This is a genomic window from Xylanibacillus composti (assembly GCF_018403685.1).
Classification (GTDB): Bacteria; Bacillota; Bacilli; order Paenibacillales; family K13; genus Xylanibacillus; species Xylanibacillus composti.
In genome coordinates, this window is sequence record NZ_BOVK01000007.1 from 75,938 (window position 1) to 100,617 (window position 24,680).

The following is a 24,680-nucleotide window of genomic DNA, read 5'->3' on the forward strand; positions in this document are numbered from 1 at the left end:
TCACCCGCCTTCTAGCAAAAATCACGCTTTTGCAGCTTATTGGCCAAAACAACTCCTGCGATCATCGTCAATACCGCAGCAAGCATCAGCAGCAAGCCGCTCCACACAAACTGCAACCGGCTCCTCGCTAAGTCCAATGTCAAATGGACGATGGAATAACCTGTACCCAGATAAAACGGAATCATGAACAACGGTGTAATGACCATCGTCAAAAGGGTCAATCGAAAGTATTGCTTGCCGTTCATCATCATTTCCCAGTACACAAACATTGCTCCTGCAACCAACGCATAACTCAGCCAAATGCATCCAAACGAGACAGCTGTCGCCACAGACAGGTCCTGATCGCTCATCGCATTGTACCCCAATGTGTAAGCGGTGAAGAAAATAGCCAGAAGCACCACAGTATTGATGGCATGCCGGATCAATCGGCTGTAGACGATCTCCCTCGCATGAATGGGGAATCGCTTCATGTACTGGAGATTTTGGCTGTACATGTCGGTTTTCCAGTACACGCCGAACATTTTGCGCTGCAGCAAGAAGCTCACTGTCGGCACGACCAGCAGGAAGAAAATATCTTGGGGAATGACGCTCCAGGCCAGCTCAAGCCGCGTACTATCCGTTCCACGATGATCAACGCCCAAAGCGATTTGCGCGGTCAGCCAGCCGTATAGCAAGGTGAACAGCAGACAGAACACATAGGCAAACCGCAAGCGCTTGTACTCGATGCCGATTAAGTATCGGATATTGCTCCACATAAGCATCCTTCTTTCAGAGATGTGTTTATACTGTATATATTGATATGCACAGTATAACAGTGTGTTGCCACGTGTGCAATACTTTTTCCCAACATTCATGCGCAACCTCCCTCCACAGCACTCGCAACATAGGGATGGCACTAACGGAAGCGAGGAGCACGATTCAGTTGTAAGTTTCCCAACAAGAGCACGGTCTCCGCTTTAATAAAATAAAAGCACCTCCCAAAGTAGGAGATGCTTCGATCAATAACTCTAGCTTAAGCCCGGTTCAGATTGCCGTTCGACCAGCTTTCCTCAATCGGTTCTTCCTTGTTCTCCTTGCGGTACCAGTTGATGAAGATGTACAGCAGGATAATGCCATAAATAAACTCCTGTGACAGTTTCATGATTACGCCGCCCAGTTGTTGGTCTGCGCGGGGCTCATAAGACATGAAAAACTCTGGACCGCCGAAGTTCGCCAAAATCGCTTCCGAGCCCGCCGGCACACAGTAGCCCATTGCTATTGCCCATAACTCCGCATTCGTGTAGGTGGCATACATCGCCTGATCAGCAAAAATAATCATCGCACAGGCAGGCGTCAGCAGTACGCCATTTATGAACACATAGGCAAGCTTGCGAAGATCCGTCAGGCTGTGCGTGTCCGGCAGCGGATTGACAATCGGCCACCACATCATGAGGGCCGTGACCAGCAGCACGAAGTAATACACAGTGTGCACGAAGTAATTCGTCATAACGTAGTCATGCACAACCGGCAGGTGATAGAGAGAAAACAAGCCGTTGAACAGGATCGTTGCAAAAATAGGCCGCATCAGAAAGCTGAGCCGCGAGATGCCCCGTATCTTCAATATTCGTTGATACAGCCAGTTCGGAATGCCCAGCAGCAGAAGCGGCGGCGCTGCAATATAGGCAACGGCCATCGACAACATATGCGCGCTAAATGATATGTGGGCCATCAGATCCAGCGGACTGCCAAGCGCCGTGTACAGCAGCAGCAGGCCAAGTCCAAACAAAGTCTTTTTCCCCAAGCTTGTCTGTTCTGTACCGCCAACCACGTGCTTCCAGGGGCCTGTGATCAGCAAATAGACTACATAGACCCCGATTAGAAGCAGCATCAGATATGGACTCCACATCGCACGAAAATCAAAGTAATCCCAAAAACTGATCACAGTGATGCTCCCCTTTCCTGAAAGAATTGTCTCTGACAGTTAATGAAAAAGCCGGGAGCTCACGACTACTAGTCCGCCCCCGACTTTGCTCCTTGCTATCCCAACCGGATTACCACCAAGTCCAGTAAGTTACGGTCACCAATGCTGTAAGAAATACGACAAATCCAAATATCAAGCCGACTCTTGCGTAGCCATGTCCCCTGTCCTTCATGTGCATCCAATACGCCAGCTGTACGATGACCTGGACCATCGCCAATATGACGATAAACCAAATCTTGAACATCGCGCTGAGATTCGGATTCGCAACAGCAACAAATGCCAGAAGCGTCAGCACCAATGAAATGGCAAAGGCGATGAAGTGATTCTTCGGACCTTCATGCGCTGGACCGCGCTTGATCTTGCCGGATTGCTGCTGTCCATTCGTTTGTTCCATCGTATTAGCCCACCTTTCCCATGAGGTATACAACGGTAAAGATGAATACCCACACGACGTCGATAAAGTGCCAATACAAAGCAGCCACATACACCTTTGGCGCGGTGACGACCGTCAGCTTTTTCTTGGAAAGCTGTACGATCAACAACGCAATCCACAGTACGCCCAACAGCACGTGAGCGCCGTGGAAACCTACCAATGAGTAGAAGGATGTACTAAAGGCACTTGTACTAAACGTAAGTCCTTCATGTACATAATGGAAAAACTCGTAAATCTCCAAGCCCAGGAAGAGCACGCCGAACAATACCGTTGCGCCCAGCCAGAACTGGATGCCTTTCAGATCATGGCGATGCAGCGCCTGAATGGCCATAACGCTGAACAAGCTACTCGTTAACAGAATAAAGGTTGCCACCGCAACCAGCGGCAAGGAGAATAGCTGCTCCCCGGAAGGTCCGTCATTGATCTGATTGCGCAGTGCAAGGTACGAAGCGAACAGTGTGCCGAAGAGCACCGTCTCGCCGCCAAGGAACAGCCAGAAACCCAAAATCTTATTGCGTCCTTCAAGGGTCGCCTTCTCCGGTTCCGGAGGGAGCGTTTCCGGTCCATGATGACCGTGAGCGTGTGTCTGGCTCATGCTTTTACCCCCTTATCTTGCAGTTCTTCCGGCTCGATGTGCCAGCCGTGATCGTCATAGACCGAACGCAAGAACATGCATGCAAATGTAATCACCAATCCGCCGATGGACACGATATTGTAGCCGAACAGCATACTCATGAATCCATTCGTAAAGTCGTAGTTCTTGTACATGAAGCCAAGACCGGCAATGAACAAGCCTACTGACATGATAAACGGCAGCAGCGAAGGCGACGGCATATGAATCGGACCGATCGGTTCCGCCGGCGTCATTTCCTTGTTGCCGGCACTCTTCTCTTTCCAAAGCGCATCCAAACCGCGAACAAGCGGAAGCTGCTTGAAGTTGTATTCCGGCGGAGGCGACGGAATCGTCCACTCCAACGTGCGGCCATCCCACGGATCGCTGTCTGCGTTGCGCGGCTTCAGGCCAGTGATAAAGATATTGATCAGCACAAGCAAGGTACCAACACCCATAGCGAAGGCTCCAATCGTACTGATCCAGTTCAGGTCATCCCAGCCCTGGTTTTCCAAGTATGTGTATACGCGGCGCGGCATGCCCCACAAACCGAGAAAATGCTGGACGAAGAACGTCAAATGGAAGCCGATGAAGAAAAACCAGAAGCTTGCTTTCCCCAGCGTTTCATTCAACACGCGTCCGAACATCTTCGGCCACCAGTAGAAAATACCGCCGAAGATACCGAGAATCAGGCCGCCTACAATAACGTAGTGGAAGTGAGCTACGACAAAGTAGGTATCATGATACTGATAGTCCGCGCCTGGAACGGCCAGCATAACGCCGGTAACGCCGCCCATGACGAAGGTCGGAATAAAGGCCATGCCATAAAGACTAGCCGTTGTAAATGATATGCGTCCGCCCCACATCGTGAAGATCCAGTTGAAGATCTTGATGCCTGTAGGAACGGCGATCAGCATCGTCGCTATCGAGAACAGCGCGTTGCCTACCGGACCCAGGCCAACGGTGAACATGTGATGCACCCATACCATGAATCCGAGGAAGCCGATCAGCACCGTTGCGAATACCATCGAGCTGTATCCAAACAAGCGCTTCTTCGAGAACGTACTAACAATCTCAGAAATGATACCAAATGCAGGCAAGATCAGAATGTATACTTCAGGATGTCCAAAGATCCAGAAAATGTGCTGCCACAGCACGACGTTGCCGCCTCCGCTGACATCAAAGAAATTGCCGCCGAACAAGCGGTCAAAGGTTAGTGCAATCAAGCCGACAGCGAGTGCCGGAAATGCGAACAGAATGATCATGGAAGTGACGAAAGACGCCCATGTGAACATCGGCATGCGCATGAAGGTCATGCCCGGAGCCCGCATGTTAATGATCGTGACGAGGAAGTTGATCCCCCCGACCAGCGTACCGATACCCGCAATCTGCAGGCCGATGGCATAGAAGTCTATCCCCATTCCGCTATATCTTTCACTGGACAGCGGCGGGTAGGCTGTCCATCCCGCGTCTGGCGCTCCGCCAAGGAACCAGCTGACGTTGACCAGCAGTCCCCCAAAGAAGAATGTCCAGAAACCAAGCGAGTTCAAGAACGGGAACGCGACGTCGCGCGCCCCGATCTGCAACGGAATGACCGCATTCATCAGACCGAATATCATCGGCATGGCCGCCAGGAAAATCATGGTTGTACCATGCATCGTAATCAATTCATTGAATGTTTGTGCACTGACAAAGTCATTCATCGGCTTCATCAGCTGAATCCGAATCAGAATAGCCTCCAAGCCACCGATCAGAAAGAAAAATCCACCTGCGGCCAAGTACAAAATGCCGATTTTCTTATGATCGACGGTAGTCAGCCAATCCATCAAGCCACTGTATCGTTTCACCGTGTGCGCGTGCGCCAAGGCTGTACCCTCCTTCTTTACATACCCGCGAATTATTATTTTAAGGTTTGCAGATAATTGACGATTTCCGTGATTTCATCCTCTGACAGAGGAACCTCCGGCATCGTCGTGCCTGGCTTCATCTCGTCCGGCTTGTCAATCCAGCGATGCAGCCATTCCGAATCGTTCGGACGGAAGCCCGCAACAAGCGCACGGTCTGCATAGTTCGTCAAGTTCGGTCCGAGACCCGGCGTACCGGCATCAATCGCATGACAGGCCATACACTTATTTTTGAACAGCTCTTGTCCTTGCGAAGTGTCTTCTGCAATCGCATAGCCAGGATTTTGCATTTTGTCCACCCAGGCTTCAAATTCTTCCTGCGACACTGCAATGACCTTGAAATCCATAAGCGCGTGGGAGGCGCCGCACAGCTCCGCACACTTCCCTTTGTAAACGCCCTCTTCTTTTGCATCGAAGTACATGTGATTGTTCATTCCGACCAGCGTATCCATCTTGCCCGCCAGAGCAGGTACCCAGAACGAGTGAATGACATCAGCCGAAATCAAATCGACAGATACCGTCTTGTTCACCGGTATGTACAGCTCCTGAGCTGTAATAATACCATAGTCGGGATATTCAAATTCCCACCAGTATTGATGCGCGGTTACATTCACTTGTAGCGCGTCCTGATGCTCCCGATAGTCTTCTGCAAACTTAAACGTGTAATAAACAGTCGGCACAGCCAACACAAGCAGCAGCAGAAGCGGAACGACCGTCCATACGATCTCCAAAATATGGTTTCCTTCCACTTGCTTCGGAATGTCGTCTTGTCCGCGGCGTTTTCTGTAACGGATGAGGACATAGAAGAATAAAGCAAACACGATGACTAGTACGCCGATCATAATACCCAAGGACAACTTGATCAGGAACAACTGATCCTCTGCAACCGAACCCTTCGGCTCCAGCGGATTTGGCTCGGTTCCCGTGATGCCGCAGCCAGCCAATAACAGCATAAAGGCCGCCAGCAATGGGATGATTCGTCTTGTTCCCTTCCACCGACTCACATTTATCAACCCCGCTTTAGTGAAATAAAATATTGAAGGAGATTCGCCAGCGAATCCCCGCCATTATCTATTCGTATTTTGTCGATCTGAGACTCTCCATGCCCTGCCACAGTGAGGAAAGTCACTTCATTTACTATAAATACGTTAAAGTTTTTTGTCAATCTTCCTGGGCAAGTTCACAAATTGTTCTCAAATCTGCCCTAACTGTTATTTCCAGCTTGCCGCTGGATTATTCATCCACGCATAAAATCGCCTGAATGATCACCACTCTATATATTGAAGAAAAACACTGCGACCCGAGTTAATCGCTTAAGATTGGGAGGTTTCATCATGCTGACCAGCATTAGATTGAAGGGAAAGTTCGGTTTGCGGGCAGCCATTGTCCTGTGTACGGCTGCCGTACTTACAGCCGGATGCGGCCACTATGAGCAGCAATTCCGCAAGAGCGACCATGATATGAGCAGCCGCAATCAGAATGACATCCTGACCAAAGGCGACCGCATGTACGGGTATCAAATGAAAGGTGTCCCGCATCACGACAATCGGCGAATGATGCTCAGCCTGGATACTGGCGATGAGATCGGGCGGATGAATGGGGTTGCATTGGCATACGTCATGCTGACGGACCGGAATGCCTATGTCGGCGTTGTAACAGACGCAACGGCTACCGGCACAACCGGCAAGCGCAATGCGATCGACGTCAACAACGCAGGGGAATCGGAGGGCGTCTACGATATCAAGGACGGCTCCTCGCATATCGATCCCCGCAAGGTTGTGACGGATACGAACTCCTACTATACCCAGCCGCTTCCTTCCGATTTGTCCAGCGAGCTGAAGCAAAAAATTGCCATGAAGGTGCGGGAGCTCAATCCCCAAGTACTGGAGGTATTTATCACCTCCAACCGTGATTTCGTCAACCGCTTGAACGAATACGCTCAGATGAAGTGGACAGGCAAATCCTCTGAAGGCGACATTCTGGACTTTAATCATATGGTCAAGAAGTATTTCCCCGAAGAGGACGATGCCGAACGTCCCGCGCGATCCAGATAACCGGATAACCTGAAAAAAAACCGCCGCCGCTGTCGCCCGTTAGCGTGACAGCGAGCGGCGAATGTACGGAACTTTCGCATGTCGCATTATTCTACTGAAATATCGCCGGAGCTGGTCTGGACGGTGAGCTTCGGTCCCCCGTTGCCGATCCGGCCTGTCAGCCGATTGTTCGTCTTCTCAACCGTTTCGAAGCCGGGAAGCGCCACTTGCATGCTGCCTGAACCTGCACGCAAATCTATTTCCATTGCCTGTTCCCCGTTCAGCAGGCTGATGTCTACGTCGCCGCTGCTTGCCCGGATGGAGGAGTCGCCAGTCAAGTCCCAATTGTTGAGCTCGACCGATCCGGAGCTCACCTCCACATTCGCCATGCCTGACATCGCATCAATATCCACATCGCCAGAAGTCAGTTCAATCTGCAGAAGACCGCACTCGCAGTTCCTGGCTTCCACATCGCCACTATATCCCGTAATGGACACCGAATCTCCAGTAATCGTGCCGGCCTCCAGCTCGCCGGAACTCGTCCTGACCGTGAAAGCTCCTGTCTGGATGCTGCGAACGAATATGTCGCCGCTCGATGTATGCCAATCCGCCTGTGCCGCATCGATCGTTGCATCTGCCGACACATCGCCTGAGCTCGTTGTGACTGTAAACATGTCTGCGCGGACATGTCCGATGCGGAGATCGCCGCTCGACGTCTCCAGCTTCACCCGGTCTGCTTCCAAAGCGGTCTCCACGGAAACATCGCCAGACGAGCTTAGGACGGCTATATCGCGAAAGGCCCGATCAGGCAGGGCAATGACCAGCCGATGTCCGCGCTTGAACCCGAACCAGCTTTCGCGATTGTTCTGACGATACAGGACCTGCAGCGATTCGCCGGTATCCTCCATCTCCAGCCGGTAATGCTTCTGTTGACTCCGGTAACCGTAAACTTCAACTCTCAGCGCATCGTCGTCGCTGCGTTGAACGATCACATCCGTACTGTTCGTCTGTATGTTCAGCTCCTGAAAAGCGCCGTCAAATTCCCGGCTCTCCAGGAGCTCACGCTCTCCGGTCGGCCATTGAAAAAAAGAAACCTTTCCATTTATCGTCCATACGAGCAGCAGAACGCCTGCCAGCACGAATAAAACACCTGCCAAATAATTGTTTTTCATGTCCCGTCCCTCCCAGCCGCATGCTCGCCTAGCACGCCATGCATGATGCTGTTATTTTGGTTATGTCCATCATATACAAAAAGAGTCATGTGACTGTAGTGATCACGGTCATGTTTCGCACACGTTGCTGTCATGATATGATACTGGTATGACTGCTGCAAAGGAGGATTGTTCCATGGATGTTTTTGGTGGCCTCGCATTTATCTTTATCTTTTTTCTGCTTCTGGTAGCGGCTCTTTTCATTCTTAACATCGTCACCAGCGTATGGGCTTATCGGGATTCGCTTCGCAAAGGCAAGAGCAAAGAGTACGCCATCATCGTTCTGGTCGCTACGCTGATCTTCCCGATTCTCGGCTTGATCGTCTACCTCGTGATCCGAAACGATTAGGAGAAGCGCGCTCCCTTGAAAGTCGCAAAGCAAAGGAGCCGCTCCCTGTACGGTTGCAGCTCCTTCCCGTTTCACTCGCGTTGTCCGGTGCGAAACAACCTGACGCTGTGCGCTGAAATCCGCGAAAAACAGCGATAGGCTAATGAGCCCTGCTTCGGTCCAGCGCCTGCTGCACACGCGTTGCGCCTTGGGACATGACGTGCCCCCCGCCAATCGCCGCCGCAACCGCGACCGTGTCCATAATTTCCTCCGCGTCGGCCCCCTGCTCCAAAGCCTCGCTCACATGATAAAAGGTGCATACTTCGTTATTCGCGAACAAGCTGATGCCAATTGCGATCAGCTGTTTTTGCTTCGCATCCAGCCGCCCTTCCTTAAAGCACTCGCCGGTGAAGGCATGGAACGCCTGAACGACATCAGACTGATGCTCCTGCATATGGCCGAGGCCGATCTTATAGGCGCTTACCTTTTGCTCCGTTTCCTGTTGCATATCCCGTGCACATTCCTTTCTGCTTGATAGAGACTTGGCATGGCATTGATCGAATGCCAGCCACATCCTCCATGCAGGTAACATGCCCGGGAGAAACCGCGATTATTCCGCCCGAAGCCACGCTCACCTGCTCATGCGGACAGCCAGCTGCTCGAACGCCTCAAGCGCTCGTTCCACCCGCTCCTTCACGCCGGAAGCGGCAGGTTCACCGTCGTCTCCAAACTGCCGCGCGTCGCCGCCCAGCGATACCCATTCCGGCGATACCAGTCCGTGCAAATTTCGGATGATTGTCTGCATTTGCGAAAGCGACGAAACGCCAACTGCCCCGCCGGCTGAGCTGGCCAGCAATACCGGCTTGCCGCTGAAGTGAGATTTCTCGAGAAAATCAAGCGCATTTTTCAGCACGCCGGACATCCCCGCGTGGTATTCCGGCGTAGCCAGGATGATCGCATCCGCATCCGCGACCGACTTGTCCAATGCGGCAACCTCCCGGTTGCCCGCGTAATCATCGTCCGGACTATATAGAGGAAGCTTCAATTGAAAGAGTTCCAAAACCTCCGCCTCGTGACCCTTTTCCTGCAGACGCTTCGCCATATAGCGGAGCAGCAGCGTGCTGGATGCTTGTCTGCGATTGGAGCCCGCTATCAGTACACATTTCAAAGTTCCCACTCTCCTCTCCCGTCTACATTGTACCACCGTTATGCGGTACATCGCCAGAAGCGGGGAAATCATGTACAATAATAAGCAGCTTCCGCCGCGCGCAAGCACCCCCGTGCATCCTGCGCTTGCAGCGGCAATCGAGACCTATACTTACAGATAAAAAGGAGAGAGCCCCATGAAGTACAAAATGCTTGCTATCGATGTGGACGACACACTCATAGACGACCAGAAGCGCATCTCTGCCAATACCCGGCAGGCTTTGGCCGAAGCGTTGTCTATGGGCGTCAAGGTTACCTTGGCCACTGGACGCATGCATGCGTCCGCCAAGCAAATCGCAGCCCAGTTAAAGCTGAACGTACCCTTGATTTCCTACCAGGGCGCCCTGATCAAAAACCTCGAGGACGACACCGTTCTATACGAACGCCATGTCCCGAAGGAGGCCGTGCAGCACCTGTTCGAATATGCCGAACGCCATCGCCTGCACATTCAGGCGTATGTCGACGACGAGCTATACGTCAAGGAAGACAATGAGAAGATTCAGGCCTATTCCCGCTTGTCCGACGTGCCGTACCGGATCGAGCCGGATCTTGGCAAGCTAAGCAGCTTGCCTATGCCGAAGGTCATTATCATTGACGAGCCGGACAAGCTTGATGCGATGGTGCCGGAGCTGGCCAACCAGCTGGGGGATCAAGTGCATATAACGAAATCGAAACCGAATTTTTTGGAGTTTATGCATAAGGAAGGAACGAAAGGCCATGCCGTTGCCTATTTGGCCGAGCATTTCGGATGCACCTTGTCTGAAGTGATCGGCATCGGCGACAGCTGGAATGACAAGGAGATGCTGGAGGTTGCCGGACTCGGCGTGGCTATGGGCAACGCTGTGGAGCCGCTTAAGGAAATCGCCGATTTCATCACGCGCACGAACAACGAGGATGGAGTCTGCCACGTAGTGGAAACCTTCATCCTGGAGCGGAACGGCTAATCGGCGAAGCCTCTGCCCCCGCTTTGCCTTTGCGGGAGCGCTCATGTGAAAAGCAATCCAGGGGACAGACGCGATGAGCCAAGAAACCTGAGGATCAGCTCTCGTCCCCTTCTTGAGAGACTGCCCATAGGGCAAGTCTTGCCTGGATGACGCTTAACAGATTGACCATATGCAGGCTTACTGCGCTAAGCAGAAGGCCGATGCCAATGTTGAGCAACATGGGCAGGAGCGGGCTTGCTTCTATTCCGAACCAGGAGAGGAACAGGTACTGCTCCTCGTAAATATCTACCTGAATGGTCTGCTTGAGCACCACCCATACGATAGGCGCCAGCAGTGTCGCGAAGCCGGAGAAAGCGAGCACGGCCAGCACGAACAGAAAGAGACCGAGCGGCAGCTTCAGCAGAAGGAAGAAAAAGCTCTTATACGTAACCGGATTGACAAGCACTCGACGGACACGATCAAAGAATGAGCTTCCTTCCAACGAAATGGCAGGGGGATAAAATTTCGGTTCCCCCAGCATTCTGCCGGCGATATTCGCTTCAAAAGCCGCAATGCCGCCAGCCCCCGCCGCCACGCCAAGGAACAGCGGCAGCCCAAGCAGAAACAAGGGGACCAAGCCGGCAGACAAAGTCAACCCTGTAGTGATAAAGACAAAGTATACAATCCCGAGCGGCATCGCAAGCAGCGCATAAAGCGCATTCCAGTACGACGGCGCGTGAAGCAGCACCCCGAGAAAACCGGGCGAAAATGAAGTGCTGCGATAAACAGTGCCGGACGGATTCATCCTAATCTCTCCTTTCGCAAGCGGCAGCGCTGCTGCCCGCTCTCCCTCTATCATAAATACCGCCCCTCGCGCTGAACAGTTACTGCCGTCATATGACCAGTCACACTTTCCAAATTTGGACAATATGCAGTTGGCTGCCGACATGCGAAGCCGCACCGAACGCCGGGAAGGCGCCCTGGTGCGACTCACTTATATTTATCCGGCGATCGTCTGCGCTCCCTGCTGCAGCTGGTACATCTGATAATACTTGCCCTTGCGCTGCATAAGCGCATCATGCGTTCCGCGCTCCACGATCTGACCGCGGTCCAGCACCAGAATTTGATCCGCATTGCGAATCGTGGACAAGCGATGCGCGATCACGAACGTCGTTCGGCCTCGCTTGAGCACCTCCAGCGCCTCCTGGATGACCGCCTCCGTCTCTGTGTCGATGCTGGCAGTCGCCTCATCGAGAATCAGAATGGCCGGGTCGAAAGCAAGCGCGCGCGCAAAGGAGATCAGCTGCCGTTCCCCTGCAGACAGCGTGCTGCCCTTCTCCATAACCGGCTCATCCAGTCCCTTCGGCAAGCTGCGCAGCAAGCCTTCTGCGCCAACAGCCTTCAGCGCTTGCTCTACCGCATCTCTGCTGATAGCCGGGTCGTTGAGGCTGACGTTGGACGCAATGGTGCCCGAGAACAGGAACGGGTCCTGCAGCACAATTCCCATGTGCGAGCGCAACTGCTGCTTCGGCAGCGACTGAATGTCCATGCCGTCAATGCGAATCCTCCCCTTCTGACTGTCATAGAACCGAAACAGCACATTCATGATGGAGCTCTTGCCGGAGCCCGTATGGCCGACCAGAGCAACCGTCTCGCCCGGCTTCGCCTCAAAGCTGATATCCTTGAGCACATATTCCTGTCCCTTATAGGCGAACCACACTTGCTCGAACGATACGTGTCCCTTGTAACGCGGCAGCGTGCCCCGGTCCACATCCACACCCGGTTCATCCATCAGCTCGAATACACGCTCCGCCGATACCAGCGCCGTCTCCATGTTGGCCAGCTGATTCACAATATTCATGACTGGCTGGAAGAGACGGTTCAAGTAGTCCACGAATGCATAGAGCACGCCGATTTCGATGACCGTGCCAATGCCGAGCGACTGCCCGCCAAAGTACCAGAGCAGAACGACAAACGCTACGTTGCGCAGCACGTTGACCAAATTGTGGCCGGTTATGGCATTCAGATTGAGCATTTTGTTCTGGTAGCGGAAATGATCCTCGTTCATCTCCTCAAATTCCTGACGGGTCTCCTTCTCCCTGCGAAACGCCTGAATGACCGGCATGCCTTGAATCGACTCGTTGATCATGCCGTTGATGTCGCTCAGCCTTGCCCGAATGACGCGGTTGTACTGGGTCGCAAAACGCCGATACAGCACAATCCACAAAACCATGATCGGGATCAGCAGCAGGCAGATCGCGGCCAGCCGAGCATCCAGCAGGAACAAGGCTATGAAGATCCCCGTCAAGTAAATGCCGCTCGTAAAAAACGTGGCCAGCACCGTGACATACAACTCGCGAATCGTCTCCGTATCGTTCGTAATCCGCGAGACAACCTTGCCTGCCGGCAAGTTGTCGAAGTACGAGACAGGCAGGCGCTGCACTTGGGCATACACATCCTCGCGCAGCTTCTGCACAATCCGGTTCGCTGCGCCTTGCAGCATATATCGCTGACCATAGTGGAACACCGCCGACACAACCGTTATGGCGAAGAACATCGCCAGCAGCTGCACGATCGGCTTGATCTGAGGCGCGAAGAAAGCGAACAGCTCGCTGCGGCTTAACGGCACCGCTTCGTAGCTTTGCTCTTGCTCGCCGCTGCTTACGACCAGCAGGCCGTCCCTCCAAGCGCGTTTGCCCTCCAGGTGAACGGGCCCATCTACATACGCGAAGCCGCGCCCGACCTGGACGATCCGCACCTCGCGCCCATGCGGCTCGCCTTCCTCCAGATGGTCGAGTCGCTTGAAGCGCTCGCCCTTATAGCTCACCCCGCCCTGTGCTTCTTCTACCTGATACCAGGGCTTCTCAATGCCCAAGATATGTGTATCGATAATATGCTTGGCGATAAACGGACCGACCAGCTCCGCGAAGACGGATACGGTCAGCAGCGTCAGCGCGATCCATATCGTTCGTTGGTACAGCTTGGCGTACTGCACTAATCTCGATGCCGTGCTCATGGCATCACCGCCTTTCTTCCTCATTTATCTCTGTTCCCGATTCTCTGACGGTGCCGGTCCGTCCAACTCTGCCTCCAACTGCTGGCGCTCATACTGTTCCCGGTACCAGCCGTCCTTGGCCAACAGTTCCTCGTGCGTGCCTTGTTCGACAATACGGCCCGCATCCAGCACCACGATCCACTCCGCATGGCGCACCGCGGTTAGGCGGTGAGTGGAAATAAAGGTCGTCTTGCCCGCGCGCTCTTCCCGAATATGACGGATAATTTCCGCTTCCGTCCGACCGTCAACGGCCGACATCGCATCGTCCAAGATCAAGATTTCCGGATCTGCGATCAGCGCACGGGCTATACTTACCCGCTGCTTCTGTCCGCCGGACAAGGCGACCCCCTTCTCGCCCACAAGTGTCTCAAGGCCGTCAGGGAGAAACGGCAAATCCTTGGTGAAGCACGATATGTCGAGCGCTCTTTGCAAGCGGCTCTCGTCCACTGCGCTTTCTTCTGGCGTGATGCCCGCCCCGAACAAGATATTTTCCCGTACTGTCTTGGAGAACAGGATTTGTTCCTGCGGCACATAGCCGATCCAGCTTTTCCATTGCTCCAGCGGGATGCGCTCCAGCGGCACGCCGTTTACCGCAATGCCGCCGTTCGCGATCGGATATTCGCGCAGCAGCTGGCGCAGAAACGTCGTCTTGCCGCTGCCGGTTCGCCCGACAAGGCCGAGCGTCATGCCGCGCTTCACCGTAACCGTCACATCCGCAAGATTGTCCGCATTCGCGGTCGGATAGCGGAACGTGTACTGGCGGAAGACGATCTCCTTCGGCGGTTCAGCCAGCGCTGCCGGCTGCTTCGGATTGTCCACGTCCGGCTTGTAGGATAGTGTTTCGTTCACCCGGTCGAGGGAGGCGTTGCCCCGCTGCATAATGTTGATCAGCTCGCCAATCGCAAACATCGGCCAAATGAGCATCCCCAAGTACACATTGAACGAAACGAGCTCGCCGAGGGTTATCTCATTATGGAACACAAGGGTTGCGCCGTAACCGATTCCGATCAAATAAGCGAGGCCGACCAATATTTTTACCGTCGGCTCAAACAACGAATCGATGCGGGCCACCTGCATATTTTTGCCGTACACCTCTTCGGTCAAGCGATGAAATTTGCCTTGATCGGCAATCTCCTGCACATAGGCGCGAATGACCCGCACGCCGGAAACCGATTCCAATACTTGATCGTTCAATTCCCCGAACGAGTTTTGCGCTGCCATAAAGCGCTTGTGAATGATCTTGCCATACAGCTGAATGAGTATCGCCATGATCGGCATCGGCAGCATCGCTGCCAATGTCAGCTTCCAGCTGATGAGAAAGCCCATCGTTAAAATAATCGTTGCCAAAAAAACAGTAGAGTCAATCAGCGTCAGCACGCCAAATCCGGCTGTGTTGGAGACTGCCCGCAAGTCATTGGTCGCGCGCGCCATCAGATCTCCGGTTCGGTTGCGCTGAAAAAATGTCGGCGTCATCAGCAGCAGATGATTCATCAGCTTCGAGCGATACAGCCGCTCTACGACGAAGGAGCCGCCGAACAGCTGGTATACCCATATATAAGTGATGCCGTAGATGATTGCCAGGAGCACCAGGTAAAACACGATGATTTGCAGCAATGTCCCAGAGGTAAGCTCATTGACATTTATGAGATCGATTGTATGCCCGATCAGCTTGGGCGGAATGATCTCCAGCACGCCGACAATCGTCAGCAGCATGATCGCTGTGATATACCGCTTCTGTTCCTGCTTGAAAAACCAGCCCAGCTTTTGCAATACTGCCAGCATTGGGGTTCCCCTCCTTTTTTTCTCTATAGATCTATAGAAAAAGACCCTGCACATATACCTGCTGCGCAAGGTCTGATTCATCATCAAAAAAGCGCAAGGCTGCGTTGTCAGGCAACCTTGCGCTTGCATATTCCTGGCGTATGGTCAGCTGTTCAGACAGCTGTCCTGCATGGCTGCGAGTGTTCCCCTGACGATATGCAGTTATTCATGGCGTAAGGCACGCCCAAAATGACAATCAACATACGCATGACGGGAAACCTCCTCTCGCAAATTTGCTAATAATCAGAATACATGCGCAGTACGGCGCAATGTGTATTTCCAAAGTTTACATGCTGTAATGTACCACGGGGTGTTAAGGAATGTCAACAAAAATTTGTTATACTTGCCAAAGACGCAGAAAGCACGCGCTATTGCGCTCAAAGGAGGATATCTGGCGATGCGTTCATCAAAGCCTAATAAGGTCGTTATCCGGCACAGGCCGACCAAGCAATGGCTGACCCCAACCGGCGGTTACTTGACAGGCTATACACATACGTTGAATCCATATGCAGGCTGTGATTTCGCCTGCTCCTACTGCTATGTGCGCCGCATGCCTCCCGCGCTGTTTCGGGGATTGCCGTGGGGAGAGTGGGTCGATGTGAAGGAAGCAGACCCGTCCCGCTTCGCGGCTGAGCTCGCGCGCAAGAAGCGCAAAGGCCCTGTCCGCATCTTCATGTCCTCGGCCACCGATCCCTACCAGCGTCTGGAGGCGAAGGAGCAAGTGACGCGCGCGCTCCTTGAGGCCATGGCTGCCGATCCGCCAGACTTTCTCCTCATCCAGACCCGAAGTCCGCTCGTCACCCGCGATCTCGATTTGATCCGGCGACTCCGGCCGCATGTGCGGGTAAGCATGACAATCGAGACGGACCGCGAGGATGTGCGTCAAGCTTTCTCGCCTGGCACCCCGCCGCTGGCTGCAAGACGACAGGCTTGCCTGGCCTTGCGCGAGGCGGGAATTCCACTGCAGATTGCTGTCTCTCCGCTTCTGCCCTGCACGGACCGCTTCGCCGGACAGCTGGCCAGGCTCGCGCCGGACCGGGTCGTGCTGGACGACTTCTTCATGGGCGACGGCAGCGGAGGGAAGCGGACCAAGCAGCTCGGCCTGCAACCCATCTTCGCTGATTTGGACGCGGAAGAATGGTACCAGCCCGATGCCTATCGCCGGATATTGGCGCTTCTCAAGAACGCCCTCCCGGAAGGCGCGGTATATGTAAGCCAGCCTGGCTTTCTCCCATAGCATGAGGCCCGAGCCTATCTCCGCCACCATTCCAAGCCAATCGCTCTGGCCCTGAGCCTGTCCAGCCCGGATCTGAGCATGGCGGCATAGCCGAACATGCCTGCAGCACAACCGGCCTCCGGTCAAACGCTAGTACGCGATAGGAACCTCGTGATAAGAGATGTCCGCATAGCGTTTGCGCGCCGTAATTTGCAATACCCCGTCCCGATAAACAGCTCTTGCTGTCCGCGGCTTGACTGCAGCTGGCAGCGGCAGACGCACTTCCTCCCGCCTTAGTCCCTCCAGAAGCAGCACGTTCTCGGACAACCGGATGCGCATATGATCGAGCCTTGCCGGATCAGGCACATTGGCCCGAACGACTACAAGCCGATGCGTTTCAAATACCTCCGGCTGGCTGCCGGCAAATGCGAACGGAACATGTTCCAGCCCCTTCCCCATAGAAGTGCCGATCCATTCCTTCAACCATGCCGAATCGTTCTGCTTCGGCAGCGCGCTCGGAAAGATGTGCTGGAAATACTCCTCGAACTTCGACCAATCCATAGGCGACTCTTCGCGCCCTTGTCCTCCCATGCGCTTCTCCTCCTTTTCCATCCACTAGCTTTGTGCGGCATGGCCTTCAAACTACTCACGGCTCGAAAAACCGGTACGTGAAATGATGAAATTCCTCCCATTCCTCGCCAGGTGAAACGGAGGTATACCCCGTTTGCAGCAGCCCCGTCCGGTTGAACATGGTCGGCTGGCCGCATGCTACGCAAAAGGCCGCGTCGGCCGGATTTTCCTTCGTACAAGGCTCGCCCGTCAATCCCCCGTCGTAGGTGCAGCGATTCACAAGCGGAGCGCCGCAGCTTTTGCAATATTTTTCATTCTTTTCCGGCTTGTTCCCGCATCGCACACACTGGCTTACCGGCATGCGCCCACCTTCTTTCCACTATTAAGCTCCACTGCCTTCATGGGTCGGCGGCTGTGTCGCGCTTTCCAGGTCGGCCAGCTGCACCTCGCCGCCCCCTTCCTCTCCGAGCCACTTCTTCACGGCTTCCCCATCTGCCAACGCGGACAGGCCTGCAACCAAAGTTCCGCTAAGCTCCCGCACATGCAGCTCCTGCACTTTGTAATTGATGGTCTCAATATGAACAGGCTTCAGCAGCTCCAGCTTGCCTTCCAGATGCTGCAAACGCGTTTCCAGCTCTTCCTCATGCTTGCGCATTCGCTCTTCCTGTTCCTCCAGCTGCTTGCACAGCCGTTCGCACCGCTCCTGCACCTGCTGAATATGCCAACGATACTGCTGCAGCCATTCAAACGCCCCTGGATTCATCTCCCATCCTCCTTTTTCTCCGCTTCGGCATCAGCGGCGTGGCCCGCCGACTCCTCTTCACTGTCGGCTGATTGTTCCGCACAGCCGCTTTTCGGATACGATGTATAGGACGATTGGTTGTGGCACAACACGGCCTTGCCAATGTTCAGCGACCCAATCGTGCTGATGGAGTTGATTCTTATATTTTGAATATGGATATGAATCATGATGTACGGCTCCTTCGTCCGACTAAATTTGGCCTTGCGCCTGATCTTGCACATCTGGATCGGTACTCAGGTTGGCATTGTTGAACTGCAGCGGACTGTTAATATTGTCCCCTTGCTGAAGATAACCGATATTGGCTTTGACGTTCGCCTGATGGCCTTTGTGAATGACGTTCCCGAAGTTGATGGACCCGGTATTCGCAACCCCATTCACCTTCAAGTTGTAAATATTGTTAATATGTGCCATGCGCACCGTCATTCCTTTTTCGCGTTTACTGCTACCATATGGTTCCGGGGCTTGTTGGGTGAATGTCATTTGCTGCACAGCCAAAGACGCTGTTCTTTTCGATCCCATGCAAAAAGCTGTCCCGCCAGTCTGTTAGCAGACTGAGGAGACAGCTTGGTTATGCCCGCTTCGGGCGTTTCGCGTCTGATTATCGCTGTTGCGCGCGGCGCATTGCCATGAACGACAGCAGCAAAGCACCGATCGATAGGGCCAAGGTGAGCCACTGGAGCCAGCCTGTGCCCGCACCATTGTCATCCGCCGCCGCGCCGTGGCCGTGGCCGTCCACTGCAACAGCCGACTCATGCACCTTGGTCACAGAAGCCGGACGATCCGCGTCCACCGGCCCGGTCCATTCCACAACCGTTCCGTCGGCATAGGTTTGGATCGCATTCCAGACGAGGTCGCCTGCTTCATTGCCAATTCTCCCTTGCATATAGAACTCGCCGAATTCTGTGGCGGACAGTCCCTCGCCCTCCGCGTTCCAGGTGACAGCGATGATTTTCTCGCTGTCGTCCCGCTCCAATTCGTAGCTCCAGCCGTACTTCGGTTCAAAGCGCGTAATGTCCACATCTTCCGGAATCTCTACACGCACTTGAACAGTCGGCGCTTCGATCTCGGTCGGCACGCGTACTGCAAACTTCTCATAGGTTCCTTGATGCGCTTCTCTCGGATAGACGACAACGTGCGCTTGCGCCATTCCCGCCATCATGCTGAACAACAGCAGAGCCGCCACCAGTGTAAATCCCCAACGTGTGTTTTTTCTCATGGTTTGGTTCGCCCCCATTTTTCTCATATTTATTGCTCCTTTCATGATTCACATTCTCTTGCCAGCAACCGTTACTTTCCGGAAAACACCCGGAACGGCTGGCGAAGCGTCTCCGGCTCACCCTCTTCTCCCGTCCAGGTCAGCACTGCTTCCCAGCGGCCGACCATCGGGATCAGCGCTTCTTCCACTTTGTATTGATGGGTGTGCACGGATGCCGAGGCTTCCTCCTCCTCCTCGGACTCCTCCACTTCTAGCCGCTGCAGTTCGAGTTCCAGCGGCTGCAGCTCCTCCCGGTCCAGATGAATAAGCACCAGCCCTACCTGTTCCGGCAGCGGCACTTCGCTGTCAGCCCAAATGGACAGGGCAATGCGGTTCTCCCCTAACCGCTTCGGCTCCATATGCATCTCGACATGCACCCGATCAGCCATGGTGTGCCAATGCAGCGGCTCGCTGACGGGCGCTGGCGTGCGAAAGCTCATGACGGCCGCCGTGCCGATCAACAGGCACATAAGCAGCAGATCGATCGCGAAAGCTCCGATCGCTGTCGGTCTCCAGCGTTTGCGCAGCAGCAGCCAGATGGCGGAAGCGGTCAGGACTACGGCTGCGGTCAGCAGTACTTTGAGCACGGCGAGCTGCCCCCATGCCGTATAGACCAGCTCGTCCCAACGGCCTCCCCAAATGAACACGCCCTGCACAAGGCCGCTCAATACAAGCAGCACCATGCTCCATACGGCAGTCCGGGAAAACTTAGACGCCCGCTCGCGCCACTGCTGGCGCTTGCGCAGCAAGGTCCAGAGCAGTCCGGCCAATCCGGCCGTCCATAATGCGGCCGCCCCCAGATGCACGAAATCGGCCAAAAAGCCCATGCCGGCTGGTCCTCTGGCGGCGTGTCCCTGCACGCTTTCGACAGCGAGCAGCGCGCCTGCCCACACCAGCGCGATAGTCCTTCCTGCGGCGGACAGCCACAATCCCGCGGCCAGCAGGAGCAGCTGCAGCGTCCAAGGCCAGCCCGCAGACGAGACGGCGAAGGCGGCCAGTTCGGTGACGCCTTGCGACAGCAGCCAAGCGCCATATTGCTGGCCGAACATTCCGGCGTACAGCACCAGCACAATCGCGGTAAGCAGCTGCGGACGCAAGGGCACAGCCATATCCTGCCGCCGCCACCACACGCTGCCTGTCAGAAGCAGCAGTGCAGCCAAGTAGCCGCCGCGGACAGCTGACAGGCTGCCGTTCTCGCTATGAGCAGCCGATGAGGAAGAGTCATGCGCCTGCTCGCCCGATGCCTCCAATTCGGCATCTTCCCCATCCCTCGCTTCAAGGCCTGCCGCGAAGACGTACGTGCCGCCAACCGGATGGCCGTCCAGCGAGATGACACGGTAATTCACCGTATAGAGGCCGTCAGCATCGGTGGTCAGCTCGGCGCGCAATGTCACTCGCTTGCTGTCCAGTTCCGGATCGGCGGCTACATTCCGGCCATGCTGGTCCAGCACCGTCAGCTCGAACAGGCTGTTGTCCACCCGCTCATTGAAGGTGAGCGACACCTCGGTCGGCATTTGCTCCAAGCGCTTGCCGGGCTCGGGGTTAGAGGCTGTCACATAAGCATGTCCGCTCACGGGCGATGCCGCGCCCCAGTACAAGCAGCACAATAATAGGCCAACCAGCCACAGACTCATCCCGCCGCGACGGCGAAGCCGGCTTCTCAGAAAGACGATTTGTGACCGCTGCCGATTCTGTCTTGTCTCGTGATGTGTGATAGTAGTCTCTCTATTTCCCTCCTTGTTTTGCAGCTTTTGCTCCGATCCTTTTTCTTGTCCGTTCGCTTCCCTCACCGCTGCGCTTACCCGCATGCCGGGAAGGGTGCGCCTTGTCGCGCCGGACATTCGCTTCGTTTCCAGCCTCCTGCTTCTCTCCTCCTTTCCGCCTGACTGCTGATTCAATTTGGCTCGCTCCACGTTTTCACCTCCTTTCTTCTGGATAAGCTTGATAACGCTTTCCATCTTCACTATACACACGCTGCAGATTCAGGATAATAGCCCGAATGAGCCATTTCCCCTTGCCCGACATGAATAATTTGTGACAAGCCCCGCGTATATTCGAGATTACTCGCGCAGATTCGACTTTTTCTCTCGATGACCGGTCGACAATGAGAGCGCTTTCTTGATTTGGCATAAAAAATCAGAGCCTTGCCAGCCCATGCTGTCAACGCTCCGCCCAGCCGTTGCGAACGGCAAACGCCGTCAGTTGCGTACGGTTGTCCACCTTGCATTTGTCCATAATGTTTTTCAGATGATTCTTCACCGTATTTTCCGAAATGCAGAGCCGCTCCGCAATCCCCCGATTCGTCTCGCCCCGCGCGACGTGCTGCACAATTTCCAGCTCTCTCTGGGTGAGAAACACTTCATCCGATGCCGCTTGTCCTGGATCGGCATGCGCATCCCCTTGGCGAAATCGCCTGAACAATCGGTCCGACCACTCGCGCGTCGGCTTGCCCTGCTCCTCGCACAAGTCGATTAAATACCCCGTCCATTCTGCGGGGTCCATATTTTTCAGCAGGTAGCCTTGAGCCCCATATTGCAGCGCCGCGAATAAATCTGCTGTATCGTCGGATACGGTCAGCATGACAATCTTGATGTTCGGAAAGCGCCGTTTGATCCTTCTTGCAGTTTCCAAACCATCCATGCCAGGCATCTGGATGTCCATCAGCACAAGCTCCGGCTCTTCCCGCTCGCAGCAAGCCATGCCCTCCTCGCCTGTAGCGGCCTCCCCGCACACCTCAAAGTTCTCCGAATCCTCCAGCACGCTGCGAATGGCCAGTCTGGCCAGCGGATGATCGTCAATGATCAGCACGCGATACGGGATCATTCGTCCACCCCCCTCTTCCCTTTGATTTCCACTGTCGTTCCGCCGTCCGCATTGCCGCGGATGTCCAGCTCTGCTCCCAGCTCAGCCGCCCGCTTGCGCACAATCGAGAGGCCATAAGCCGCCTTGCCGCCGTCTGTCTGCTGCAAGCCCCGGCCGTCATCAGCCACTATCAGGCTGAGTCCTTCCCGCCGATTCAGCTTCAGCACGATGGAAGCGCGGTCGGCATGAGAATGCTTGCGGATGTTCGTGAACAGCTCCTGCACGATGGCGAACAGCTGGATTTCCTCATCCGGCTTAAGCATGCCCGCTTCCAGTTCAATCTGCTGCGTCACCGCAATGCCTGACGCGCGCTGCCACTCCTCGAGCCAGCCAAGCAACCGCTCATGCAAGGAGCACGGCTTGTCGGTCCCAGTTCGCAGGTTAAAAATTGCCTGCCGCAAATGCTGATCGGTCTCCGCCACGGCTGCGCGCGCTTCTTCTTTTTTCCCCTGGCTTAGCATCGTGTTGATATAAAACAGGTTTTGCGCCAGCTGGTCATGCAATTCACGTGCGATCCTTTCCCTTTCCTCCAGGATGGCGCGCCTGTTCTTTTCGGCATATACCCGCTCGTTCATGATGCGCAGCCGCCGGAACATCACTTGGGCGAACAGCCAGGAGATTAAAAAGGTCAGCAAGGTGATAAACAGGTTGCCGTATTCCATCGAGAGCTGCTCCAGCAAATACTCGTGCCTGACGAACTCGAATCCGCCGATCAGGCAGGTCGGCACAAGCACAGTGAACCATTTCCAGGACCGCCACGACATGGACGCTCCCCCTTTCTCCTATCCAAGAAAAATCCCGACGCGCGCGACAGAGGCGGTTCGCCGGGATGTTTGCCTACACATTCATGGATGCACGGATGCCCGCCACTGCCGCGGACATCGCCTGCTGCTTGCTTATGCCCGATCAACGGCCCGCTATGCAGTCCGGTAACTCGCTCTCGTTAAATAGGGATCGCGATGCGCTCCCATGCGCTGAGGTTGGGTTATCCCTGCATCGCCTTTTTGACAAAAGCGACGTCCTCCGCGGACAAGGTCGTTTCGGAAGCCTTCGCATTGGATTCCACTTGACGCGCGTTCTTGAAGCCCGGAATGACGCAGGCATGCTTCGACTGCGCCAACGCATATTGCGCCGCTACGCCTGCAAGCGACTGCGTGTCGCTGCCGAACCGCTCTTTGATCGGCTTCAGCTTTTCGCGAATGTCCAGCAGATTTTCCCGCGTGAAGCGACCGTTCGATGCGCGGATATCGCCCTCGCCGAATTGCGGCGGGTTGTCTGGATCGAATTTATCCAGCATCAGGCCTTGCTGATAAGGCTGGAACAAGACCATGCCAAGATTGCGCTCGTCTGCCCAGCGGAACAGATTGGTCTCCTCCTGATCATACTCGCTGCCCAAAGCGCTGTAGCTGAACTGCAGCACATCCGGCTGCGTTACGGGCAGAACCCGCATGAAATCTGCGTAATTATAGGCAGATTGACCGATATGTAGGATTTTCCCTTCTTTCTTGAACTGGCGAAGCAGCTCGGCCGCTTCCTCCAAGTAGCAGTCATTCGGCCCGAAGTTCGCATTATGGAAGTAATAAAGATCAACGTAATCCGTGCCCAGATTGGAAAGGGTTTGCTCCAACTGATGGCGGATTTGCAATGGATGCATCGCATGCGGCGCCGTCCCCTTGAACCAGCCGACTTTCGAGGCTATAATCAGCCGATCGCGCGGCACTTCCTTCAGCAGCTGGCCGATCAAGCGTTCCGAATGCCCGTCACCGTAAACATCTGCCGTATCCAAATGATTGATGCCCATCTCTATCGCCTTGCGCAAGCCGGCCATCGATTCTTCATCGTTGTTCCCGGACCAGCCGACCGGCTCGCCATCCCGCCAGGAAGGTCCTCCGATCGCCCAGCAACCCAAACTGATCTCGCTGACCTTGAGCCCGGTTTTCCCCAATTCACGATAACGCATGCTGCCACTCCCTCTCTTGGTAATCCGCTCTCCATTATATCACACCGGATGGAATTCCCGCGATATGGACAGTTTGTCTATCTACTGGCAGTTCTCCGATAGCAAGCAAGCCCGACGGCCCTGTTCTTGTCCATGCGCCATTGTGGCCGGGTGGAGCTTCGTCCTGTTCAGACAGTGCATGCTTGCTGCGACTTGTTCCGACCGTTCGTTGTCGGGCGGCCTGCGGCGGTTTCGTGCCACCGTTCGCTGCGAAAGGCTCGTATCCATGAACCATTGCTCGTTTTCACATCATTATGATACTACTATCATTAATTATTGATAGGAATCTCACTAATATCGGAGAAAATCACCCAAAGTCGCGCATGAATTACCCATTTACTATTTATTATTACGTTGGCTTCCACTAATAATGGTAAAAGGGTAATAATTCAGCCTCGGAGATCACTATATGGTGCGAATTTATTACTTTCCTACCCTAATTTAATGGTAGAGGGTAATTCCCACCTCGTCACGGTCAGACCCCCTAATTCC

26 protein-coding genes are annotated in these 24,680 nt (G+C 54.5%); 4 read left to right on the forward strand and 22 right to left on the reverse strand.

What is annotated here, in order from left to right:
* Positions 1–11: 11 nt before the first annotated feature.
* The 6 genes from XYCOK13_RS03310 to coxB all read right to left on the reverse strand — a co-directional run bounded on the left by XYCOK13_RS03310 (position 12) and on the right by coxB (position 5,911).
* On the reverse strand, positions 12–755 hold the full coding sequence (locus XYCOK13_RS03310; RefSeq protein ID WP_213410494.1) for a hypothetical protein: 744 nt from the start codon (positions 753–755) through the stop codon (positions 12–14).
* A 257-nt stretch (positions 756–1,012) separates the two neighbouring features.
* A complete protein-coding gene (ctaG, locus tag XYCOK13_RS03315; protein WP_244864970.1) occupies positions 1,013–1,921 on the reverse strand; it encodes a cytochrome c oxidase assembly factor CtaG in 909 nt (302 codons plus the stop codon).
* Between the two features lie 109 nt (positions 1,922–2,030).
* Positions 2,031–2,354: a cytochrome C oxidase subunit IV family protein gene (locus XYCOK13_RS03320; protein WP_213410495.1), complete on the reverse strand. Its 324-nt coding sequence runs from the start codon at positions 2,352–2,354 to the stop codon at positions 2,031–2,033.
* Positions 2,355–2,358: 4 nt separating this feature from the next.
* Positions 2,359–2,988 carry a cytochrome (ubi)quinol oxidase subunit III gene (locus tag XYCOK13_RS03325; protein ID WP_213410496.1) on the reverse strand — a complete coding sequence of 210 codons (630 nt, stop codon included), beginning with the start codon at positions 2,986–2,988 and terminating at the stop codon, positions 2,359–2,361.
* Positions 2,985–4,868, reverse strand: a complete 1,884-nt coding sequence (gene ctaD, locus XYCOK13_RS03330; RefSeq protein WP_213410497.1) for a cytochrome c oxidase subunit I — start codon at positions 4,866–4,868, stop codon at positions 2,985–2,987. The genes XYCOK13_RS03325 and ctaD overlap by 4 nt, the downstream gene beginning before the upstream one ends.
* A 35-nt stretch (positions 4,869–4,903) precedes the next feature.
* Positions 4,904–5,911 (reverse strand): cytochrome c oxidase subunit II, encoded by a 1,008-nt coding sequence (gene coxB / locus XYCOK13_RS03335; protein WP_244864971.1) that lies wholly within the window; start codon positions 5,909–5,911, stop codon positions 4,904–4,906.
* 330 nt (positions 5,912–6,241) lie between these two features.
* Here coxB and XYCOK13_RS03340 point away from each other — a divergent pair, with 330 nt between their 5' ends.
* On the forward strand, positions 6,242–6,961 hold the full coding sequence (locus tag XYCOK13_RS03340; RefSeq protein WP_213410498.1) for a hypothetical protein: 720 nt from the start codon (positions 6,242–6,244) through the stop codon (positions 6,959–6,961).
* 86 nt (positions 6,962–7,047) lie between these two features.
* On the opposite strand, the gene XYCOK13_RS03345 is transcribed toward XYCOK13_RS03340, so the two are convergent.
* Positions 7,048–8,112, reverse strand: coding sequence for a DUF4097 family beta strand repeat-containing protein (locus tag XYCOK13_RS03345; protein ID WP_213410499.1), 1,065 nt, complete (start codon positions 8,110–8,112; stop codon positions 7,048–7,050).
* Positions 8,113–8,287: 175 nt separating this feature from the next.
* Between XYCOK13_RS03345 and XYCOK13_RS03350 the strand changes: the two genes are divergently transcribed.
* The gene (locus XYCOK13_RS03350; protein WP_213410500.1) at positions 8,288–8,500 is read left to right on the forward strand and encodes a PLDc N-terminal domain-containing protein; all 213 of its coding nucleotides are present in this window, start codon (positions 8,288–8,290) and stop codon (positions 8,498–8,500) included.
* A gap of 139 nt (positions 8,501–8,639) precedes the next feature.
* Here XYCOK13_RS03350 and XYCOK13_RS03355 read toward each other — a convergent pair whose 3' ends face one another.
* The gene (locus XYCOK13_RS03355; protein WP_213410501.1) at positions 8,640–8,987 is read right to left on the reverse strand and encodes a carboxymuconolactone decarboxylase family protein; all 348 of its coding nucleotides are present in this window, start codon (positions 8,985–8,987) and stop codon (positions 8,640–8,642) included.
* Between the two features lie 123 nt (positions 8,988–9,110).
* Entirely contained in the window at positions 9,111–9,647 is a 537-nt protein-coding gene (locus tag XYCOK13_RS03360; protein WP_213410502.1) for an NADPH-dependent FMN reductase, read from the reverse strand.
* A gap of 175 nt (positions 9,648–9,822) precedes the next feature.
* Here XYCOK13_RS03360 and XYCOK13_RS03365 point away from each other — a divergent pair, with 175 nt between their 5' ends.
* A complete protein-coding gene (locus XYCOK13_RS03365; RefSeq protein ID WP_213410503.1) occupies positions 9,823–10,629 on the forward strand; it encodes a Cof-type HAD-IIB family hydrolase in 807 nt (268 codons plus the stop codon).
* Positions 10,630–10,723: 94 nt separating this feature from the next.
* On the opposite strand, the gene XYCOK13_RS03370 is transcribed toward XYCOK13_RS03365, so the two are convergent.
* The 3 genes from XYCOK13_RS03370 to XYCOK13_RS03380 form a co-directional block, all read right to left on the reverse strand.
* Positions 10,724–11,467, reverse strand: a complete 744-nt coding sequence (locus XYCOK13_RS03370) for a sensor domain-containing protein (protein WP_213410504.1) — start codon at positions 11,465–11,467, stop codon at positions 10,724–10,726.
* A gap of 141 nt (positions 11,468–11,608) precedes the next feature.
* Complete coding sequence (locus XYCOK13_RS03375; RefSeq protein WP_213410505.1) at positions 11,609–13,624, reverse strand: ABC transporter ATP-binding protein; 2,016 nt, start codon at positions 13,622–13,624, stop codon at positions 11,609–11,611.
* Between the two features lie 24 nt (positions 13,625–13,648).
* Positions 13,649–15,445 carry an ABC transporter ATP-binding protein gene (locus tag XYCOK13_RS03380; protein WP_213410506.1) on the reverse strand — a complete coding sequence of 599 codons (1,797 nt, stop codon included), beginning with the start codon at positions 15,443–15,445 and terminating at the stop codon, positions 13,649–13,651.
* 436 nt (positions 15,446–15,881) lie between these two features.
* On the opposite strand from XYCOK13_RS03380, the gene XYCOK13_RS03385 reads away from it, so the two are divergent.
* Positions 15,882–16,721 (forward strand): SPL family radical SAM protein, encoded by an 840-nt coding sequence (locus XYCOK13_RS03385; RefSeq protein WP_213410507.1) that lies wholly within the window; start codon positions 15,882–15,884, stop codon positions 16,719–16,721.
* Positions 16,722–16,850: 129 nt separating this feature from the next.
* Here XYCOK13_RS03385 and XYCOK13_RS03390 read toward each other — a convergent pair whose 3' ends face one another.
* The 10 genes from XYCOK13_RS03390 to XYCOK13_RS03435 all read right to left on the reverse strand — a co-directional run bounded on the left by XYCOK13_RS03390 (position 16,851) and on the right by XYCOK13_RS03435 (position 24,149).
* Entirely contained in the window at positions 16,851–17,291 is a 441-nt protein-coding gene (locus XYCOK13_RS03390) for an Hsp20/alpha crystallin family protein (RefSeq protein WP_213410508.1), read from the reverse strand.
* A gap of 55 nt (positions 17,292–17,346) precedes the next feature.
* Entirely contained in the window at positions 17,347–17,631 is a 285-nt protein-coding gene (locus tag XYCOK13_RS03395) for a hypothetical protein (RefSeq protein WP_213410509.1), read from the reverse strand.
* A 21-nt stretch (positions 17,632–17,652) separates the two neighbouring features.
* Positions 17,653–18,033 (reverse strand): hypothetical protein, encoded by a 381-nt coding sequence (locus XYCOK13_RS03400; RefSeq protein ID WP_213410510.1) that lies wholly within the window; start codon positions 18,031–18,033, stop codon positions 17,653–17,655.
* Positions 18,030–18,239: a hypothetical protein gene (locus XYCOK13_RS03405; protein ID WP_213410511.1), complete on the reverse strand. Its 210-nt coding sequence runs from the start codon at positions 18,237–18,239 to the stop codon at positions 18,030–18,032. Before XYCOK13_RS03405 ends, XYCOK13_RS03400 begins: the two co-directional genes overlap by 4 nt.
* Before the next feature lie 22 nt (positions 18,240–18,261).
* Positions 18,262–18,483, reverse strand: a complete 222-nt coding sequence (locus XYCOK13_RS03410; protein ID WP_244864972.1) for a spore germination protein — start codon at positions 18,481–18,483, stop codon at positions 18,262–18,264.
* Positions 18,484–18,670: 187 nt separating this feature from the next.
* Entirely contained in the window at positions 18,671–19,315 is a 645-nt protein-coding gene (locus XYCOK13_RS03415) for a YcnI family copper-binding membrane protein (protein WP_244864973.1), read from the reverse strand.
* Between the two features lie 44 nt (positions 19,316–19,359).
* On the reverse strand, positions 19,360–21,240 hold the full coding sequence (locus XYCOK13_RS03420; RefSeq protein ID WP_213410513.1) for a copper resistance CopC/CopD family protein: 1,881 nt from the start codon (positions 21,238–21,240) through the stop codon (positions 19,360–19,362).
* A gap of 247 nt (positions 21,241–21,487) precedes the next feature.
* Positions 21,488–22,150 carry a response regulator gene (locus tag XYCOK13_RS03425; protein WP_213410514.1) on the reverse strand — a complete coding sequence of 221 codons (663 nt, stop codon included), beginning with the start codon at positions 22,148–22,150 and terminating at the stop codon, positions 21,488–21,490.
* Positions 22,147–22,953, reverse strand: a complete 807-nt coding sequence (locus tag XYCOK13_RS03430; RefSeq protein WP_213410515.1) for a sensor histidine kinase — start codon at positions 22,951–22,953, stop codon at positions 22,147–22,149. The genes XYCOK13_RS03425 and XYCOK13_RS03430 overlap by 4 nt, the downstream gene beginning before the upstream one ends.
* Positions 22,954–23,174: 221 nt before the next feature.
* The gene (locus tag XYCOK13_RS03435) at positions 23,175–24,149 is read right to left on the reverse strand and encodes an aldo/keto reductase (RefSeq protein ID WP_213410516.1); all 975 of its coding nucleotides are present in this window, start codon (positions 24,147–24,149) and stop codon (positions 23,175–23,177) included.
* Positions 24,150–24,680: the final 531 nt, after the last annotated feature.